General features: G+C 65.7%; 17 protein-coding genes. 10 read left to right on the forward strand and 7 right to left on the reverse strand.

Going from position 1 to position 16,124, the window contains the following annotated elements:
• Positions 1–3: 3 nt before the first annotated feature.
• From QQK95_RS30010 to tauA, 3 genes are all read right to left on the reverse strand, one after another.
• Complete coding sequence (locus QQK95_RS30010) at positions 4–864, reverse strand: ABC transporter permease subunit (protein WP_284278041.1); 861 nt, start codon at positions 862–864, stop codon at positions 4–6.
• Positions 861–1,628: a taurine ABC transporter ATP-binding protein gene (locus QQK95_RS30015; RefSeq protein WP_284278042.1), complete on the reverse strand. Its 768-nt coding sequence runs from the start codon at positions 1,626–1,628 to the stop codon at positions 861–863. The genes QQK95_RS30010 and QQK95_RS30015 overlap by 4 nt, the downstream gene beginning before the upstream one ends.
• 159 nt (positions 1,629–1,787) lie before the next feature.
• Positions 1,788–2,801: a taurine ABC transporter substrate-binding protein gene (gene tauA, locus QQK95_RS30020; RefSeq protein WP_284278044.1), complete on the reverse strand. Its 1,014-nt coding sequence runs from the start codon at positions 2,799–2,801 to the stop codon at positions 1,788–1,790.
• Positions 2,802–3,700: 899 nt separating this feature from the next.
• Here tauA and QQK95_RS30025 point away from each other — a divergent pair.
• Positions 3,701–4,171, forward strand: coding sequence for an RrF2 family transcriptional regulator (locus QQK95_RS30025; RefSeq protein ID WP_284278046.1), 471 nt, complete (start codon positions 3,701–3,703; stop codon positions 4,169–4,171).
• A 25-nt stretch (positions 4,172–4,196) separates the two neighbouring features.
• Positions 4,197–5,555, forward strand: coding sequence for an FAD/NAD(P)-binding protein (locus tag QQK95_RS30030; protein ID WP_284278047.1), 1,359 nt, complete (start codon positions 4,197–4,199; stop codon positions 5,553–5,555).
• Here QQK95_RS30030 and QQK95_RS30035 read toward each other — a convergent pair.
• Positions 5,552–6,322, reverse strand: coding sequence for a type 1 glutamine amidotransferase domain-containing protein (locus tag QQK95_RS30035; RefSeq protein WP_284278049.1), 771 nt, complete (start codon positions 6,320–6,322; stop codon positions 5,552–5,554). The two genes, QQK95_RS30030 and QQK95_RS30035, sit on opposite strands and share 4 nt — an antisense overlap.
• 111 nt (positions 6,323–6,433) lie before the next feature.
• Between QQK95_RS30035 and QQK95_RS30040 the strand changes: the two genes are divergently transcribed.
• The gene (locus tag QQK95_RS30040) at positions 6,434–6,787 is read left to right on the forward strand and encodes a winged helix-turn-helix transcriptional regulator (protein WP_284278050.1); all 354 of its coding nucleotides are present in this window, start codon (positions 6,434–6,436) and stop codon (positions 6,785–6,787) included.
• 6 nt (positions 6,788–6,793) lie between these two features.
• Here QQK95_RS30040 and QQK95_RS30045 read toward each other — a convergent pair whose 3' ends face one another.
• Positions 6,794–7,441 carry a cysteine hydrolase family protein gene (locus QQK95_RS30045; RefSeq protein ID WP_284278051.1) on the reverse strand — a complete coding sequence of 216 codons (648 nt, stop codon included), beginning with the start codon at positions 7,439–7,441 and terminating at the stop codon, positions 6,794–6,796.
• Positions 7,438–7,770 (reverse strand): hypothetical protein, encoded by a 333-nt coding sequence (locus QQK95_RS30050; RefSeq protein ID WP_284278052.1) that lies wholly within the window; start codon positions 7,768–7,770, stop codon positions 7,438–7,440. The genes QQK95_RS30045 and QQK95_RS30050 overlap by 4 nt, the downstream gene beginning before the upstream one ends.
• A 168-nt stretch (positions 7,771–7,938) precedes the next feature.
• Between QQK95_RS30050 and QQK95_RS30055 the strand changes: the two genes are divergently transcribed.
• From QQK95_RS30055 to QQK95_RS30085, 7 genes are all read left to right on the forward strand, one after another.
• Entirely contained in the window at positions 7,939–8,337 is a 399-nt protein-coding gene (locus tag QQK95_RS30055; protein ID WP_284278053.1) for a RidA family protein, read from the forward strand.
• Positions 8,338–8,571: 234 nt separating this feature from the next.
• Positions 8,572–10,011, forward strand: coding sequence for a pyridoxal-phosphate dependent enzyme (locus tag QQK95_RS30060; protein ID WP_284278055.1), 1,440 nt, complete (start codon positions 8,572–8,574; stop codon positions 10,009–10,011).
• A complete protein-coding gene (locus tag QQK95_RS30065; protein ID WP_284278056.1) occupies positions 10,008–11,192 on the forward strand; it encodes a trans-sulfuration enzyme family protein in 1,185 nt (394 codons plus the stop codon). Before QQK95_RS30060 ends, QQK95_RS30065 begins: the two co-directional genes overlap by 4 nt.
• A gap of 46 nt (positions 11,193–11,238) precedes the next feature.
• Positions 11,239–12,207, forward strand: a complete 969-nt coding sequence (locus QQK95_RS30070) for a GlxA family transcriptional regulator (protein ID WP_284278057.1) — start codon at positions 11,239–11,241, stop codon at positions 12,205–12,207.
• A gap of 162 nt (positions 12,208–12,369) precedes the next feature.
• A complete protein-coding gene (locus tag QQK95_RS30075; RefSeq protein WP_284278058.1) occupies positions 12,370–13,665 on the forward strand; it encodes a M24 family metallopeptidase in 1,296 nt (431 codons plus the stop codon).
• Entirely contained in the window at positions 13,662–14,342 is a 681-nt protein-coding gene (locus tag QQK95_RS30080; protein ID WP_284278060.1) for an isochorismatase family protein, read from the forward strand. Before QQK95_RS30075 ends, QQK95_RS30080 begins: the two co-directional genes overlap by 4 nt.
• A gap of 12 nt (positions 14,343–14,354) precedes the next feature.
• On the forward strand, positions 14,355–15,302 hold the full coding sequence (locus tag QQK95_RS30085; protein WP_284278061.1) for an alpha/beta hydrolase: 948 nt from the start codon (positions 14,355–14,357) through the stop codon (positions 15,300–15,302).
• Positions 15,303–15,384: 82 nt separating this feature from the next.
• Here QQK95_RS30085 and dnaQ read toward each other — a convergent pair whose 3' ends face one another.
• The gene (gene dnaQ, locus QQK95_RS30090; protein WP_284278063.1) at positions 15,385–16,110 is read right to left on the reverse strand and encodes a DNA polymerase III subunit epsilon; all 726 of its coding nucleotides are present in this window, start codon (positions 16,108–16,110) and stop codon (positions 15,385–15,387) included.
• Positions 16,111–16,124 lie beyond the last annotated feature (14 nt).

Raw genomic sequence — 16,124 nt, forward strand, 5'->3', positions numbered from 1 at the left:
TGATCATTCCCGTCCCGCCCACGGGACGAGCGCGCGCTCGATCCGGCGGATGGTGAATTCGAGCACGAAGGCGATGGCGGCGATCACCAGAATGCCCATGATCACCACGTCGGTGACCAGGAACTGCGCCGCCGACTGGATCATGAAGCCAAGCCCGCGCGTCGCCGCCACCAGTTCAGCCGCGACCAGTGTCGACCAGCCGGCACCAAGCGCGATGCGCAGCCCGGTCAGGATCGCGGGCAGCGCGCTGGGCAGGATGACGTGGCGGACCACCTGGCGCTTCGTCGCGCCGAGCGAGCGCGCCGCGTTGATGCGCTCCTGCGAAACGCCGCGAACGCCCGATGCGGTCGACAGCGCCACCGGCGCCAGCATGGCGATGGCGATCACCAGGATCTTCGACGGCTCGCCGATGCCGAACCAGATGATGACCAGCGGCAGATAGGCGAGCGGCGGGATCGGCCGCAGGAATTCCAGCAGCGGATCGAAGATGCCGCGGCCGATGGTGCTGATGCCGATGGCAAGACCTACCGGCACCCCGACGAGCATGGCCGCGACCAGCGCGGCGAACACCCGGCCCAGGCTTGCGACGGTGTGCTGCAGCAGCGTCGCGTCGACGAAGCCATCGCTGACGACGACGATGAATTTGTTCCACACGGCGACGGGCGAGGGCAGGAAGACCGGAGAAACCAGTTGCAGGCGGGCCGACAGCGCCCACGCCGCCAGCACCAGCAGGATGGTGGCCGCGCTGATCATGCGCGCCGAGACACCCCGGCGTTTCGGGCTCGGCCGCGACCACGGCACCGACAGGCCGGCGGCCTCTTCAGTCCTGGGGCCGGCGCGCTCGGTGTAGGAGAAGATGGTCATGCCGTTTCTCCCTCGACGATGGCATCGGTCAGTTCGCCGCGCGCCTTGGCGAAGGCCGGGTCGGCCTTGACCGCGCGGATGGTCTCGCCCGCGGCGTAGCGCCTGGCGAAACCCGGCTCGAAGGTGCGCACGACCCGGCCGGGGCCTGGCGCCAGCACGACGATGCGGGTGGCGAGCACCAGCGCTTCCTCGATGCCGTGGGTGACCATCAGCACGCCGGCATGGCTTGCCTTCCAGAGATCGAGCAGGGTCGTCTGCATGCGCTCGCGCGTCAGCGCATCGAGCGCGCCGAGCGGCTCGTCGAGCAGCAGGAATTGCGGTTCGGCGGCGAGCGCGCGGGCAAGGCCGACGCGCTGGCGCATGCCGCCGGAAAGCTCCCAGATGCGCTTGTCGCCGGCATCGCCGAGCTTGACCAGCGCCAGAAGCTCGTCGGCACGGCGCGCCCGCTCAGCCGGGCGGACACCGCGCAGGCGCAGCGCGAAGGCGACGTTTTCGCGCGCGGTCAGCCAGGGAAACAACGCATCGTTCTGGAACACCACGGCGCGATCCGAGCCAGGCTCCGTGATCGGCCGGCCGTCGATCGTGGCGCTGCCGCGCGCCGGCGTGACCAGGCCGGCGGCGACATTGAGCAGCGAGGTCTTGCCGCAGCCGGAACGGCCGACAAGGACGACGAAATCATCCCCGGCGACGTCGATCGACACACGCTCGACGGCGGGGTAGCCGTCATAGTGGATCGAGATCTTGTCGAGCACGAGATGCGGCATGGGGCCTCTCAAGGACGTTCATCGAAACTCGCCTGCCCCGAAACCGCGCCTCGTCAGCGGTTCGGGGGCAGGCACGCGCGGCGTCAGGGAAGGGCGCGCGAGCCATTTGAGCGCCGCCGCATTGCCGTCAGGACATGCGGGGACGCTTCAGCACTGGGCTCAGTTCGAGGCCAGCGCCTCGGTGACGTATTTCGACGTCACATATTTTGAATAGTCCGGCAGCACGGCGTCGACCTTGCCCTGCTCCTTGAGGAAGGCGGAGGCCGCCGCGACCGCCTTGACCGTGCCGCCGCCGAGAAATTTTTCCGAGGCCTGCTCTTCCAGGGTCGGGAAGACATAGCCCTTCAGCAGCTCCGGCACCTCCTCTAGCTTGGCGCCAGTGAGCTTGGCGATCTTGCCGGCCTGCGGCGAGGAGACCGACCAGGCGTCGGGCTTGGCGAGGTACTCGGCATAGGCGGCGCCCGTCACCTTGACGAAGTCGCGCACGGCTTCCGGGTTCTTCTGCGCAAAATCGGTGCGCACGATCCATGCGTCGAAGGTCGGCGCGCCCCAGGCGGCGACCTGCGAGGAATCCAGGACGACCTTGCCTGATGTCTTGATCTGGCCGAGCGCCGGGTCCCAGACATAGGCCGCATCGATGTCGCCGCGGGAGAAGGCGGCGGCGATTTCCGGTGGCCGCAGATTGAGGATCTGGACCGACTTCGGATCGACATTCTCGTGCTTCAGCGCCGCAAGCAGGCTGTAATGCGTGGTCGAGACGAAGGGCACGGCGACCTTCTTGCCGGCGAGGTCGGCGACCTTCTCGATGCCGGCGCCATTGCGGGCGACCAGCGCTTCGGACGGTCCGATCAGGCCGACGACGAAGATGGTCTGGATCGGCAATTCGCGGCTCGCCGCCGCCGCCAGCGGGCTCGAACCGACATAGCCGATATCGACCGAGCCGGAGGCGACCGCGGCGATGATATCGGCGCCGGAATCGAATTTGCGCCAGTCGATCGTGGCCTTGGTGGCCTTCTCATAGGCGCCGTCGGCCTGCGGCACCTTGGAGGGTTCGACCACCGTCTGGTAGCCGATGGTGATCTTCAGGTCCTCGGCCAAGGCCGGGCTGAGGAAGGCGGCGCCAGCGAGGGCGGCGGACGACAGAAGGAGGATGCGTCGCGAAATGGTGGACATCAAAGGGCTCCATGAAAACAGAGAAAACCGGATTGCCCCATGATAGTCCGCTAATTCTATCGTTCTTGTAGAGTTAAATCCTTCCAAGGAAGGCGGGTTTGTTGAAAAAAAGCGGTCGATGACTTGCCGCCAAGGCGGACGGGGCGGCTGTGGCGCGGTCACCGCCTCCGATGGTAGCCTCCGCATGAACGGGAAAGGTGCTCCGCGACCCTCCAACTTCGTCATCCTGGGGCGAAGCAAGCAGTGCAGCGACGCGCAGACCCTAGGATCCATTCCGTGACTTCGAAGCGTTGCCACGGTCCTGGTTATGCTCCGTTGCGCCCGCTAGCACGGTCCCGGCATGGATCCTCGGGTCTTCGCGACGGAGCTTCGCTCCTGCTCCGCCCGTGGATGACGAAGTCGGGAAGGCCCAGGCCGCTCGACAACCGTCGACACCGTTACTCACGAAACGACGGTTTTCGCTTTCGCGATCGACACGCGAATCCATGCCTCGAACAGCCACGGAATTGACAAGCCGTTCCGCGTGTTCGAGGGTAAGTATAGTATCCTTATCGACATGAGTGAATTGGAGGCGACGATGAGCGGGCATCCCACCACCATGATCGCCCACGGCATGCGCCGGCTGAGGGCCCCACATGTCGACGCGCGGCACGGCGGGCCTACAGGAACCATTTGCCGCCTTGTCGCCATCGAGATGCATTTCTGTGCTCTTATTGGCACAAAGGCCTGACAAAATGGCTATTGCGGCTTGAAAACGAAGCAAATTCAACGTTCCTCGGCTTGTACATCATGTCACTAGAATTTATGTGTCATGGATGCTTGGACGCGGCGGGGAGGCTCGCCAGGCGTTTCGCAACGGATGGCCTCGCGCCATCGCATGACAGAGAAACGTTCGGTCAATGCTCACCAAAAAAGGCAAGTACGGCCTCAAGGCGCTTATCCACCTCGCGCACATGCCGGCCGGGCAACTGGCTTTCGTCAACGACATCGCGACCGGCAACAACATCCCAAAGAAATTTCTCGACGCCATACTGGGCGAGCTGCGCAATGCCGGTTTCGTCCAGAGCCGCAAGGGCAAGGATGGCGGCTACCGATTGGCGCGGCCGGCCGACGAGATCAAGGTCGGCCATGTCGTGCGCGTCCTCGACGGGCCGCTCGCCCCAATTCCCTGCGCCAGCCGCACACAATATCAGCGCTGTGAAGACTGCAACGAGGCGACATGCCAAGTCCGACATCTGATGCTCGAGGTCCGGCAGGCGATCGCCGAGGTGCTCGACCAGCGCAGCCTGGCCGAGATGCGCGATATCGGTCTCGACGACCTCGCGAGGGACATCGACGACCGTCCCTTGGCCGTGAAGGTCCAGGCCTGACGCCTCGCATTCCACAGGTGCGCGCATGAGCGGGCGCGCCAATTCGATCATCCCCAGCTCGATCATCATCGTCGGCGGCGGCGCCTCGGGCGTCGTGATGGCCGCGCATCTGCTGAAATCGGCCAATCCGGATCTGCGCGTCACGCTGATCGAAAAGCGCCCGCATTTCGGCCAGGGCATTGCCTATTCGACGCTGCTGTCCGCGCACGTCTTGAATGTCAGCGCGGCCGGCATGAGCGCCTATGCCGATGATCCCGGCAATTTCTGGCGCTGGCTGCAGGGGCGTGGCCTGGTCGACCCGGAGCAGACGCCGCAGACACCCTTCTACGCGCCGCGCAGCCTCTATGCCCGCTATCTCGGCGAACTGCTCGACGACCTCGAAGCACGGGAGCAGCCGACCGGGCGGCTGCGCCTGATCCACGAAGAGAGCCTGGCGATCACGCCGACCGCGTCCGGCGTCGAGGTGGCGCTCGCCAACGGCACCAGCGTCGTCGCCCATCTGGCCATATTGGCCACCGGCCATGACGAACAGCCGGCGCAAGGCCATGCGATCCGCATGGGGTCGGAAGCCGACACCGCGCTCGACCCGGAAAGCCGCGTCATGGTGCTGGGCACCGGCCTCAGCATGGTCGACGCGTTCCTGGCGCTGGAACAGCGCGGCCATACGGGCGAGATCGTCGCCGTGTCGCGGCGCGGCCTGCTGCCGTCGCCGCACCGCAAGGGCAATCCGATCAAGCTCGACGTCGCCGATATCCCGCTCGGCACCCAGCTTTCCTATTTCGTCGGCTGGTTCCGCGACCTGATCCGCGAGAACCAGAAGGCCGGCATCGACTGGCGCGACGTAGTCGATGGTCTCAGGCCGTTCAACCAGAAGATCTGGCAGAACTGGCCGGCCTCCGCCAAGCGCCGCTTCGTGGAACACACCAAGGCGTGGTGGGACATCCACCGCCATCGCATGGCGCCTGAGGTCTACGCCAAGGTGACGCAAGCCGTGCAGTCCGGCCGCATCCGGCTTGTCGCCGGGCGCGTCGTCGGCATCACGCCAGGCGAGGCTTTCAGCGTCGACATCCAGTCGCGCCACAGCCAGCTTGTCGAGACTTTCGACGTCGCCCGTATCTATGATTGCTCAGGCATCGTGCGGGACATTTCGACCTCGTCGAACAGCGTGGTGCGCTCCCTGGTCGACCGCGGGCTCGCGCGGCCGGATCCGATGCGCATCGGCCTCGACGTGTCGGCCAATTGCGAGATCATCGCCGGCGACGGCACGGTCTCGCGAAAGATCCTCGCCGTCGGTCCGCTGACGCGCGGCACCTTCTTCGAGATCGACGCCATCCCCGACATACGCGTCCAGTGCGCGCGGCTGAGCAAGCAGTTGCTGGGCTAGCCGCCCAGCGCCTCGCACACCAGGCGCGCGGTCTCGGCGCCGGAAAAATTCTGCTGGCCGGTGATCAGATTGCCGTCGCGCACGGCAAAGCCGCGCCACAGCCCGGCCTGGACATAGTTGGCGCCGATGGCCTTCAACTCGTCCTCGATGCGCCAGGGCATCAGATGCTTGCCGCGCTCGAGCGCGCCCATCTCCCAGGTCGCCCTGTCGGCGAAATCCTCCTCGGCATTGGCAAAACCGGTCACCGTCTTGCCGGCGGCGAGCAGCGATCCGTCGGCGCGCCTGGCGTAACGCAGGATGGCGGTGCCGTGGCAGAGCGCGGCGGCCACCTTGCCGGCCTCATGGAAGGCGACGAAGGTCCGTTGCAGGTCGGTCGCGCCCTCGTAGCTGAACATCGGCGCCTGGCCACCGGCAACGACAATCGCATCAAAGCTGTCGACATCGATCTCCGCCGCCGGCCGCGTGGTCTCGACCAGGGCCGCCAGTTTGGGGCTCGACAGGAAGCCGAGCGAGATGAGATCCGTCTCGGAATAACCCGAGGGGTCACGCGGGTCGCTCAGCGCGTCGGCCTCGCATCTGCCACCCTCGGGCGAGAAGATTTCAACCGCATAGCCGCGCTCGGTGAAGGCAAACCACGGATGCGTCAGCTCGCTCCACCAGAAGCCGACCGGCCATCCTGTCGTGGTCGATACGGCCGGATTCGCGATGACGATGGCCACACGCTTTGGCTTGCGTGCATTGACCGGATTGGCATCCCTGACGCTCATCTTGGCTCTCCCTTATGAAACTGTCGCCGACAAAGCCCGGCCCGGCAATCTGGCCACATGGCGGGGCAAAATCCGCTTCCGTCGTGGCGGCGCCCTGCCTAGGATCGGTGCATGACACAACGCGGTAGACTCTATGGCTGCCCTGTCGAGTTCGCGCTCGACGCGCTCGGCGGCAAATGGAAAACGGTGATCATCGCGCGCATCAAGCAAGGGCCGCTGCGCTATTCCGAGCTGCGCCGGCTGATCCCGTCGCTGTCCGACAAGATGCTGACGCAGCGGCTCGCCGACCTCGTCGAGATCGGCTTCGTAGTGCTCGAGACGTCGCACGACGGCAAGGGGCGCTACGCCTTGACCGAGCGCGGCCAGGATCTCGCCGCAGCACTCCAGGCGCTTTACGACTGGGGCAGCGTGCATGGGCGCGCCGAGGGCGTGCGCTTCCGCAGTGATATCGAGGCGGCGGCCTAGCAACGCTCACGCCGCATCGGCAAGCGCCCCGCAAAAGCCTGCGACATCGGTGATGACGGCCTCGCCGAGGAAACGCAACGTCGCCATGGAGCGGTGGCGCGCTTCGCGGTTACCGAAGCCGCAGGCATCCTCGATCACGACGGCCGTAAAACCATTGTCGGTCGCCTGGCGCACGGTCGGCTCGATGCCGATCTCCATGGCGATGCCGGCAAGGGCGATGGCGCGCACGCCGCAATCGCCGAGCGCAAAGCCAAGCGCCGTGGAATCGAAGGCTGACATGGTCAGCTTGTCGAACACGGCTTCGTCGGCGCGGGGCGCCAGTTCGGGGACGATTTGCGCCGCTTCGGCATCGCGCAAGAACCACGGCTCGACCGCGTCGGGACTGTCGCGCCGCTGCCAGGCCATGGCGGTGCGCAGCTGGGTGGCGCCCATCCATTTGCGCGGCAAGGAGAGATGGCGCGTGAACGCCACCCGCATGCCGGCCGAGCGGGCGGCTTCAAGCACGATGCCGGTGCGCTCGACGATTTCGGCAGCGCCGGCGACCTGGCGGCAGATGCCGACCTGCATGTCGTAGACCACCAGCGCCATGCGACGCGGATCGCACCATTCGGCCAGGTTGGTTGGAACCTCTATGCCTTCGCTCGACCGGATCATGCCGCCGTCCGGTCCCAGGGCTTGGCGATGTCGACGCCGGGGTCGAACAGATATTCGAGCGGCAGCGGCGCCGGATCGAAGGCGAGGAAATGCCATTCGAGCAGCCCCGCCTTCGACAGCGGGAAGTCGTCCGTATAGCGCCTGGCCTCCTCGACGCTCTCGAGCTCGAAGACGATGATGACGCCGCCGACATCGGCGCGCGCATAGTTTTCGCGCACGATGCCTGCCTTCCACAGCCGCCAGACATTCGAGACCTCGTCGCGCAGATAGGGTTTCAAATCGTCGAGGGTGACGCCGGGCTTGAAGTTGTCATAGGCAATGATCTTCATCGGCGGTCTCCTCTTGGCATGTCAGCATCGCGCGGCCGCCTTGTTTGGGCCCGGGTCACGTTCGGCTAGCATGTCGAAAATGGCGGCTTCAACGAACGAGATGGTTCGTTGAACGAACCGGCCGGTTGGCCTTTCGTGGCGCGCGGCATCCAGCGGAGAGGAGACGGAATGGTCATCGAACGGCTGAACCCGAAGGGCATGCACAGCAACCCGGCCTATTCGCAAGGCGTGGCGCTGCCCGCATCGGCGCGCATCGTGCTGATCGGCGGCCAGAACGGCATCGATGCCGATGGCCGGATCGTCGGCAAGGGCGACATCGCGGCGCAAACCGCGCAGGCGCTCGCCAATCTGGCGATGGTGCTCGAAGCCGGCGGCGCCAGGCCCGAAGACCTCGTCCGCCTGTCGATCTACATTGTCGGCGACGCCGATATCAGGCCGGCCTTCGGCGCCTGGATGGCGTTCTGGGCGGATCGCGGACCGCCGCCGGTGGTGACCGGCATACGCGTGCTCGGCCTCGCCAATCCGGATTTCCTGATCGAGATCGAGGGCCAGGCGGCGATCGTGTAGAAGCCTTGCTTTTGATGCCGTGGCGCGTGAGCACCAGCCGGTTGGAATTTCATTCCTCGTCTGGCCGTCTGATTGGCACGTTCTATCTTCTTTCCCGCGACAAACGGCTGGAAAAGAGGCTACGCTGCCGCTCTGCCGGCTCAATCAAAGAAATAGAGCATGATGCCGTCCGAAAACCGCTTCACATTTTTCGGCATCATGCTCTGGGCGGTTGCCTGATCAGGGAGCTTCGATATGAGCGAGCACGGAAAAGCTGCGCCAGGCAGCGACCCCTCGGATGGCCAATCCTCGCGCCTGCGGCCGCCCTACAAGTCGGTTCTCGACCTGATCGGCCAGACGCCGGTGGTCGAGCTGACCAAGTTCGACACCGGCAAATGCCGGCTGTTCATCAAGCTCGAAAGCCAGAATCCCGGCGGCTCGATCAAGGACCGCATCGCGCTGTCGATGATCGCGGCGGCCGAGAGAGAGGGCAAGCTCAAGCGTGGCGGCACCATCGTCGAGGCGACGGCCGGCAATACCGGCCTTGGCCTTGCCCAGGTCGGCATCCCCAAGGGCTACCGCATCGTGCTGGTCGTGCCCGACAAGATGTCGCGCGAAAAGATCCAGCACCTGCGGGCGCTGGGCGCGGAAGTGCGCATGACGCGCTCCGATGTCGGCAAGGGGCACCCGGAATATTACCAGGACATGGCCGAGAAGATCGCGGCTGAGGTACCCGGCGCCTTCTATGCCAACCAGTTCGCCAATCCGGCCAACCCGCTGGCGCACGAGACGACCACCGGTCCCGAGATCTTTTCGCAGCTCGACGGCAATGTCGACGCGGTGGTCGTCGGCGTCGGCTCGGGCGGCACGCTGACCGGGCTTGGCCGCTATTTTTCGAAAGTCTCGCCCAAGACCGAAATGGTGCTGGCCGATCCGGTCGGCTCGGTGCTGGCGCCCTTGATCAAGACCGGCAAGATGGAAGAGGCCGGCAGCTGGACGGTGGAAGGCATCGGCGAGGATTTCGTGCCGCCCAATGCCGATCTGTCGCTGGTCAGGAAGGCCTATTCGATCACGGACAAGCAGAGCATGCTGGCGGTGCGCGATCTCCTGTCGCGCGAAGGCATCCTGGCCGGCTCGTCCTCGGGCACGCTTTTGTCGGCCGCCTTGCGCTATTGCCGCGAGCAGACGGCGCCGAAACGCGTCGTCACCTTCGTCTGCGACAGCGGCAACAAATACCTGTCGAAGGTGTTCGACGATTTCTGGCTGGCCGAACAGGGCCTGGCCGAACACGAGCAGCATGGCGACCTGCGCGACCTCGTCATGCGCTCGCACCGCACCGGCGACACCGTCTATGTCGGCCCCGACGAAAGCCTGCTCAACGCCTATGGCCGCATGCGCCGTTCCGATGTCTCGCAGCTGCCGGTTCTGGAAGATGGCAAGCTCATCGGCATCGTCGACGAGAGCGATATCCTCGCCAAGGTCGACGGCCCCTATGACGGGCGCTGGGAGCGTTTCAACGGGCCGGTGCGCACGGCGATGACCTCCAATCTGCACACGCTACAGGCCAGCCAGACGCTGGATGCGCTGCTGCCGGTGTTCGACCGCAACGAGGTCGCCATCATCTTCGACGGCGACGAGTTCGTCGGCCTGATCACCCGCATCGACCTGATCAACCATTTGAGGCGCGCACGATGACCAGCCACACACCACCACCATCGGGCAAGAACCGCCTGGCCTTCTCGACGCGCACCATCCATGGCGGCCAGAGCCACGATCCGCTGACCGGCGCGGTGATGGTGCCGATCTATGCCACCTCGACCTACGGCCAGCAGTCGCCGGGCGTGCACAAGGGGTTCGAGTACGCCCGCAGCCAGAACCCGACGCGCTTCGCCTTCGAGCGCGCGGTGGCCGACCTCGAAAGCGGCACGGCCGCGTTTGCTTTCGCCTCCGGCCTGGCGGCGATCTCGACGGTGCTGGAGCTGCTCGAGTCCGGCGCGCATATCGTCGCCACCGACGACATCTATGGCGGGTCCTTCCGGCTGATGGAGCGGGTGCGCAAGCGCTCGGCGGGTCTCAAGGTCTCGTTCGTCGACTTCACCGACCTTGCCGCCGTGGAGGCGGCGATCCGCCCGGAGACGAAGCTGCTCTGGGTCGAGACGCCGACCAACCCGCTGCTGCGCATCGTCGACCTCGAAGGCGTCGCCGCGCTGGCCAAGCGCAAGGGCGTCCTCACCGTCGCCGACAACACGTTCTGCAGCCCCTATATCCAGCGGCCGCTGGAACTCGGCATCGATATCGTCGTGCACTCGACAACCAAATATCTCAACGGCCATTCCGACATGGTCGGCGGGGTGGCTGTCGTCGGCGACAACAAGGAATTGGCCGCCCAGCTGAAATTCCTGCAGAACGCCATCGGCGCCATATCGGGCCCGTTCGACAGTTTTCTGGCACTGCGCGGCCTGAAGACGCTGGCGCTCCGGATGGAGCGGCATTCCGACAACGGGCTGAAGATCGCGCAGTGGCTGGAAGCGCGAAAAGATGTGCGCCGCGTGATCTATCCAGGCCTCGCCAGCCACCCGCAGCATTCCATCGCCGTCCAGCAGATGCACGCCTTCGGCGGCATGATAACGGTTGTGCTCGACCGCGATCTCGCCGGCACAAAACGCTTCCTCGAACGCACGCAATTGTTCACGCTGGCCGAAAGCCTCGGCGGGGTGGAGAGCCTGATCGAGCATCCGGCGCTGATGACGCATGGGTCCATTCCCGCCGAGAAGCGGGCGGAGATCGGCATTTCGGATTCGCTGGTGCGACTCTCCGCCGGCATCGAGGATGGCGATGACCTGATCGCGGATCTGGAGCAGGCGCTGGGGGGATAGCGCCAGCGGTTGACGCCAAGCGCCATTCGCCCGAGATGTAGCGTCCATGGCAACGCGCGAACCCCTAAAGCTCACCGAACCCCTGACCTTCGCGGTGCTGGTGTTCCCCGGCTTTCCGATGATGGCGTTCAGTTCCGTCATCGAGCCGCTGCGGGCCGCCAACATTCTGGCGAAGCGGCAGTGCTACCGCTGGATCATCGTCGGCGGCACGAAAGGCGCGGTCGAGGCCTCGAACGGCGTCGTCATCCAGCCAGGGTTCTATGCCGAGGATGCACCGAAGGTCGACCGCATCGTCGTCTGCTCGGGCGGTGATGCCGATCATCTCGTCGCCGAGGACGCGGCGAGCTGGATCCGCCGCAGCCTGCGCAATGGCGCTCATATCGGCGCGGTGGCGGATGCGGCGTTCTTCCTGGCGCGGGCCGGCCTGCTCGACGGCCATGCCTGCACCTTGCACTGGACCAGCCAGGCCGCCTTCACCGAGGCCTTTCCCAACATCGAACTGCGGCGCGATCTCTACGTCATCGACCGCAAGCGCTTCACCTCGGCCGGCGGCGTCGGCAGCCTCGACATGATGCTGGAGATCATCAGCCGCGATTACGGCGCCGAGCTAGCCGCGGGCGTCGCCGAATGGTTCGTGCACAGCCAGCTGCGCTCCAGCGTCGATCGCAAGCTGATGCCGCTCAGGCTGCGCACCGGCGTGCAGAACGAGCTGGTGCTGTCGGCCATCGCCATCATGGAAGACGCGGTCGAGGAGCGGCTCGGCATGGCCGAGCTGACCGCACGGCTCGGCGTGTCCGCCGACAAGCTCGAACGCAGTTTCAGGTCCGAACTCGCCATCTCGCCCAATGGCTACTACCGGCGGCTGCGGCTCAAGCGCGCCGCCGACCTTTTGGCGCATTCGACGCTCGCCGTGCGCGACGTGGCGCTGGCCTGCGGCTTTGCCTCGATGTCGAGCTTTGCCCGCGCTTTTCGCGAGGAGCATGGCCATCCACCGAAACTGGCGCGGAGGCATTAGGGTCGGCGTGCCAGGGTACGCGACGTCGAGTTCCGTCCCACCCTCCAGCGCCCGGCACTACCTGCCAGCGGCATCCCGCATAACCCCTGCGGTTTTCCGCACAATGCCTCCGCCGCTGCTGCGCCATGGTCGGACCTTGCAACCGACCCAAGGCCGAACCCCATGAGCATCGTCGTATTCGACCCCGACAGCACCGAGGACGTCGACTTCAAGGACCGCATGCGCCACCCGGCGGCGGCCGATCCTGCGGGCGGCATGTGGCTGTCGGACACCGAGCCGTCCTTCATCGATGCCGACGCGCTGCGCAAGGGCCGGCTGGCAAAACTGCGCGGCTGGATGCGCGACGCCGGTTATGGCGGGGTCGTCTTGTTCGACCCATACAACCAGCGCTACGCCACCGGCTCGCGCAACATGTTCGGCTATTTCCTGCGCAACTCGACCCGCTATTTCTTCATCCCGACCGAAGGGCCGATCGTGCTGTTCGAATACCCGCAGAGCTACCATGTCTCGATGGTGCTCGACACGATCGACGAGGCGCGTCCTTCCAAGCTCGTCTGGTCGTCGGTTTCCGGCCGTGACGACGAAACCGCCGGGCCCTTCGCCGACGAGATCGCCGAGCTCCTGAAGCAGCATGGCGGCGGCTCGATGAAGCTCGGGCTCGACCGCTGCAGTCATCTGCAGGCGCTCGCCCTGGAAAAGCGCGGCTGCGAGGTCAAGGATTGCCAGGGCGAAATCCTGGCTGTGCGCGCGGTGAAGACGCGGGAGGAGGTGAAATGCCTGCAGGTGTCGATGGCCGGCGCCGAGGCCGCCGTCTATGCGGTGCGCGAGGCGATCAAGCCCGGCGTTTCCGAAAACGACCTGTTCGCCATCATGTATGGCGAGGTGATCCGCCAAGGCGGCGAATTCATCGAGACGCGGCTCTTGACCTCAGGCCAGCGCACCAATCCGTGGTTCAACGAGGCGAGCGGCCGCAAGATCCGGCCGGGCGAGCTTCTGGCGCTCGATACCGACACGATCGGCTGCTACGGCTATTATTCCGATTTCTCCCGCACCTTCCGCTGCGGACCCGGCAAGCCGACCGATTACCAGAAGTCGCTCTACCGCATGGCGCATGACCAGGTTCAGCACAACATTTCGATCGTGAAGCCCGGCATGGCTTTTCGCGAGATCGCCGAAAAGGCGTGGAAGATCCCCGACCGCTTCGTCGACCACCGCTATACCTCGGTGATGCACGGCGTCGGCATGCATGGCGAGACGCCGTTCATCGCGCATGCCATGGATTACGAGACCTATGGCCGCGACGGCCATATCGTGCCAGGCATGGTGGTGAGCGTGGAAAGCTATATTGGCGAAAAGGGCGGCCGCGAGGGCGTCAAGCTGGAGGACGAGATCCTGATCACCGAGACGGGTACGGAGCTTCTGTCGCGCTTTCCCTATGAGGACGAGTTTCTGGCGTGAAGGCACCCATCTCCATCAGCAGAGGCACGGTGGCCGCAATCTTCATCGACCTGCAGGAAGAGCACCGGCAGGACAAGCGCTATCTGGTCGAGGGCTTTGCCGGCATCCTGGCCAACGTCCAGCGCCTGCAGGCGGCGGCGCGGCAAAACCACGTGCCGCTGTATCATTGGGCCTACATCGTCGATCTCGACAAGCAGGACCGGCCCTTTCATCCCGTTGGCGCCGACGGCAAGTCGGCCTTCTCAGACAAGAGCGATCCGCTGACCGAGATCTGCCATGAGGTGGCGCCGGCCGGGGACGAAGCGCTGCTGATCAAGGCCGAGGCCAGCGCCTTCCGCAGCGGGCCGGCGGCCGACCGGCTGAAGGCGTCCGGCATCGAATGGCTCGTGGTTGCCGGCGTCTGGACCGAGGCCTGCATCGACGCCACGGTCAAGGACGCCGTGACAAGGGGATTTCGCGTGCTCCTGGTCAAGGATGCCTGCGGCAGCGGCAGCGCCGCCATGCACCAGACCGGCATCCTCAACCTCGCCAACCGGCTCTATGGCGGCGCGGTCACCGATACGGACGGCGCCTGCCGGCTGCTGGCCGGCGAGACCGTCACCGCCTGGCAGGTCGAGGGGTCGGTGCCGCTGCGCTTCACCTTCGACAATGCGGCGGCGCTCTACGCCGACCTTTGACAGCAGACCGACATGACCGGCCGCGGCAGATATGAAACACGGCTCGACCCGGCGCTGTGGGCCTATATCGACAGCGTCAACGCCTGGTACCCGCCCGAGATCACCGGCCTGCCGATCGACAAGCAGCGCGCGGTCTATGACAGGATGTGCCGGGCTTTCCATCAGGGCCGCCCGCCGGGGGTCAAGGCCAGCGACGGCCTGGTCACCGCCACGGCCCACGGCATACCGATCCGCCACTACCAACCCGCCGGCAAGGCCGCGCGGGCCATGGTGCTCTATTTCCACGGCGGCGGCTTCATTCTGGGTAACCTCGACAGCCATGACGACATCTGCGCCGAGATCTGCGCCGGCACCGGCTTCGACGTGGTGTCGGTCGACTACCGGCTGGCGCCCGAGCATGTCCACCCAGCCGCCTTCGACGATGCGATGGCCGCCTTCGCAAGGGCGGCGGCGTCAGGCCTGCCGCTCATCTTGAGCGGCGAGAGCGCCGGCGGCAATCTCGCCGCGGCCGTGGCGCAGGCTACGCGCAAGCACGCCCACGCTGCGATCGGCCAGGTGCTGATCTATCCCGGCCTCGGCGGCGACGAGGCCGCCGGCTCCTATGTCGAACATGCCGAGGCGCCGCTGCTGTCCGTCGGCGACATCGCCTTCTACCGCAACGTCCGCTCGGCCAAGCGGCAATCGCCTGATGACCCGACCTTTTCACCGCTGCGCGACCGCGACTTTTCCGGCCTGCCGCCGACGGTGATCATCACGGCCGAGTGCGACCCGCTCTCGTCGGATGGCGAGGCCTATCGCGACCGCATTGTCGCGGCCGGCGGCAAGGCGTGGTGGCATGAGGAGAAGCGCCTGGTGCACAGTTTCCTGCGCGCCCGCGCCACAGTGCCGGCCGTGGCGGAAGCGTTCGCGCGCATCATCGCGGCGATTGCTGCATTGGGGCGGGGCGAGTGGCCATATTGAGGACTACGCCGGGGCCGGGTCGTCCTCTCTTTTCGCCGCAATTCCGGACGGAAAACCGCTTCACAATTTTCCTGGAATTGCTCTACGAGGACGCTGCGACGCTCATTTCGGATGAATTGGCCTTAAGCCAGAGCGCCTTTTCGCCGAGCGTGGCGACCATGGCGGCATGCGCCGCGCGCTCGGCTTCGGTCAGGCGCGGCAACAGCGGCCTCGGGCGCTCGGCGACGATGATCTCGATGTGGCGGACATTCTCGCCCTGCGCCGGCGCGGTGGCGCTGTCGAGGATCAGCGCCGCCTGCTTGCCGGCGATCAGTTCGATATAGACCTCGGCCAGCAATTCGGAATCGAGCAGCGCGCCGTGCTTGGTGCGCTTCGTGTTGTCGATGCCGTAGCGCCGGCAGAGCGCATCGAGGGAATTTGGCCCCATCGGGTGCTTGCGGCGCGCCAGCGCCAGCGTGTCGACGACGCGGCCGGGATCGACGACGGGATGACCGAGCCGGCCGAATTCGACATTGAGGAAGCCGATGTCGAAAGTGGCGTTGTGCGCGACCAGCTTGGCGCCCTCGGTGAAGGTCAGCCATTCCTCGGCGATTTCGGCAAAGGTCGGCTTGCCCGCGAGATCCGCCGCGCTGATGCCGTGCACCGCCTGCGCCTCCTCATGGATCGCTCGGCCTTGCGGGTTGATGTAGTGGTGGAACGTCCTGCCGGTCGGGAAACGATTGACTAGCTCGACGCCGCCCAACTCGATCACGCGGTCGTCGCGCGAATCAAGGCCGGTGGTTTCCGTATCGAAGATGATCTCGCGCATCGAATCAGTTTGCT

Source organism: Mesorhizobium huakuii, assembly GCF_030160235.1.
Taxonomy (GTDB): Bacteria; Pseudomonadota; Alphaproteobacteria; order Rhizobiales; family Rhizobiaceae; genus Mesorhizobium; species Mesorhizobium huakuii.

Excerpts from the sequence above, each read along its gene's own strand:
- QQK95_RS30035 (WP_284278049.1), bottom strand. The coding sequence starts at position 6,322 with ATGAGCGTCAGGGATGCCAATCCGGTCAATGCACGCAAGCCAAAGCGT.
- QQK95_RS30030 (WP_284278047.1), top strand. The coding sequence starts at position 4,197 with ATGAGCGGGCGCGCCAATTCGATCATCCCCAGCTCGATCATCATCGTC.
- QQK95_RS30075 (WP_284278058.1), top strand. The coding sequence starts at position 12,370 with ATGAGCATCGTCGTATTCGACCCCGACAGCACCGAGGACGTCGACTTC.
- QQK95_RS30055 (WP_284278053.1), top strand. The coding sequence starts at position 7,939 with ATGGTCATCGAACGGCTGAACCCGAAGGGCATGCACAGCAACCCGGCC.
- tauA (WP_284278044.1), bottom strand. The coding sequence starts at position 2,801 with ATGTCCACCATTTCGCGACGCATCCTCCTTCTGTCGTCCGCCGCCCTC.
- QQK95_RS30010 (WP_284278041.1), bottom strand. The coding sequence starts at position 864 with ATGACCATCTTCTCCTACACCGAGCGCGCCGGCCCCAGGACTGAAGAG.
- QQK95_RS30045 (WP_284278051.1), bottom strand. The coding sequence starts at position 7,441 with ATGATCCGGTCGAGCGAAGGCATAGAGGTTCCAACCAACCTGGCCGAA.
- dnaQ (WP_284278063.1), bottom strand. The coding sequence starts at position 16,110 with ATGCGCGAGATCATCTTCGATACGGAAACCACCGGCCTTGATTCGCGC.
- QQK95_RS30085 (WP_284278061.1), top strand. The coding sequence starts at position 14,355 with ATGACCGGCCGCGGCAGATATGAAACACGGCTCGACCCGGCGCTGTGG.
- QQK95_RS30050 (WP_284278052.1), bottom strand. The coding sequence starts at position 7,770 with ATGAAGATCATTGCCTATGACAACTTCAAGCCCGGCGTCACCCTCGAC.
- QQK95_RS30040 (WP_284278050.1), top strand. The coding sequence starts at position 6,434 with ATGACACAACGCGGTAGACTCTATGGCTGCCCTGTCGAGTTCGCGCTC.
- QQK95_RS30065 (WP_284278056.1), top strand. The coding sequence starts at position 10,008 with ATGACCAGCCACACACCACCACCATCGGGCAAGAACCGCCTGGCCTTC.
- QQK95_RS30015 (WP_284278042.1), bottom strand. The coding sequence starts at position 1,628 with ATGCCGCATCTCGTGCTCGACAAGATCTCGATCCACTATGACGGCTAC.
- QQK95_RS30060 (WP_284278055.1), top strand. The coding sequence starts at position 8,572 with ATGAGCGAGCACGGAAAAGCTGCGCCAGGCAGCGACCCCTCGGATGGC.
- QQK95_RS30025 (WP_284278046.1), top strand. The coding sequence starts at position 3,701 with ATGCTCACCAAAAAAGGCAAGTACGGCCTCAAGGCGCTTATCCACCTC.
- QQK95_RS30070 (WP_284278057.1), top strand. The coding sequence starts at position 11,239 with ATGGCAACGCGCGAACCCCTAAAGCTCACCGAACCCCTGACCTTCGCG.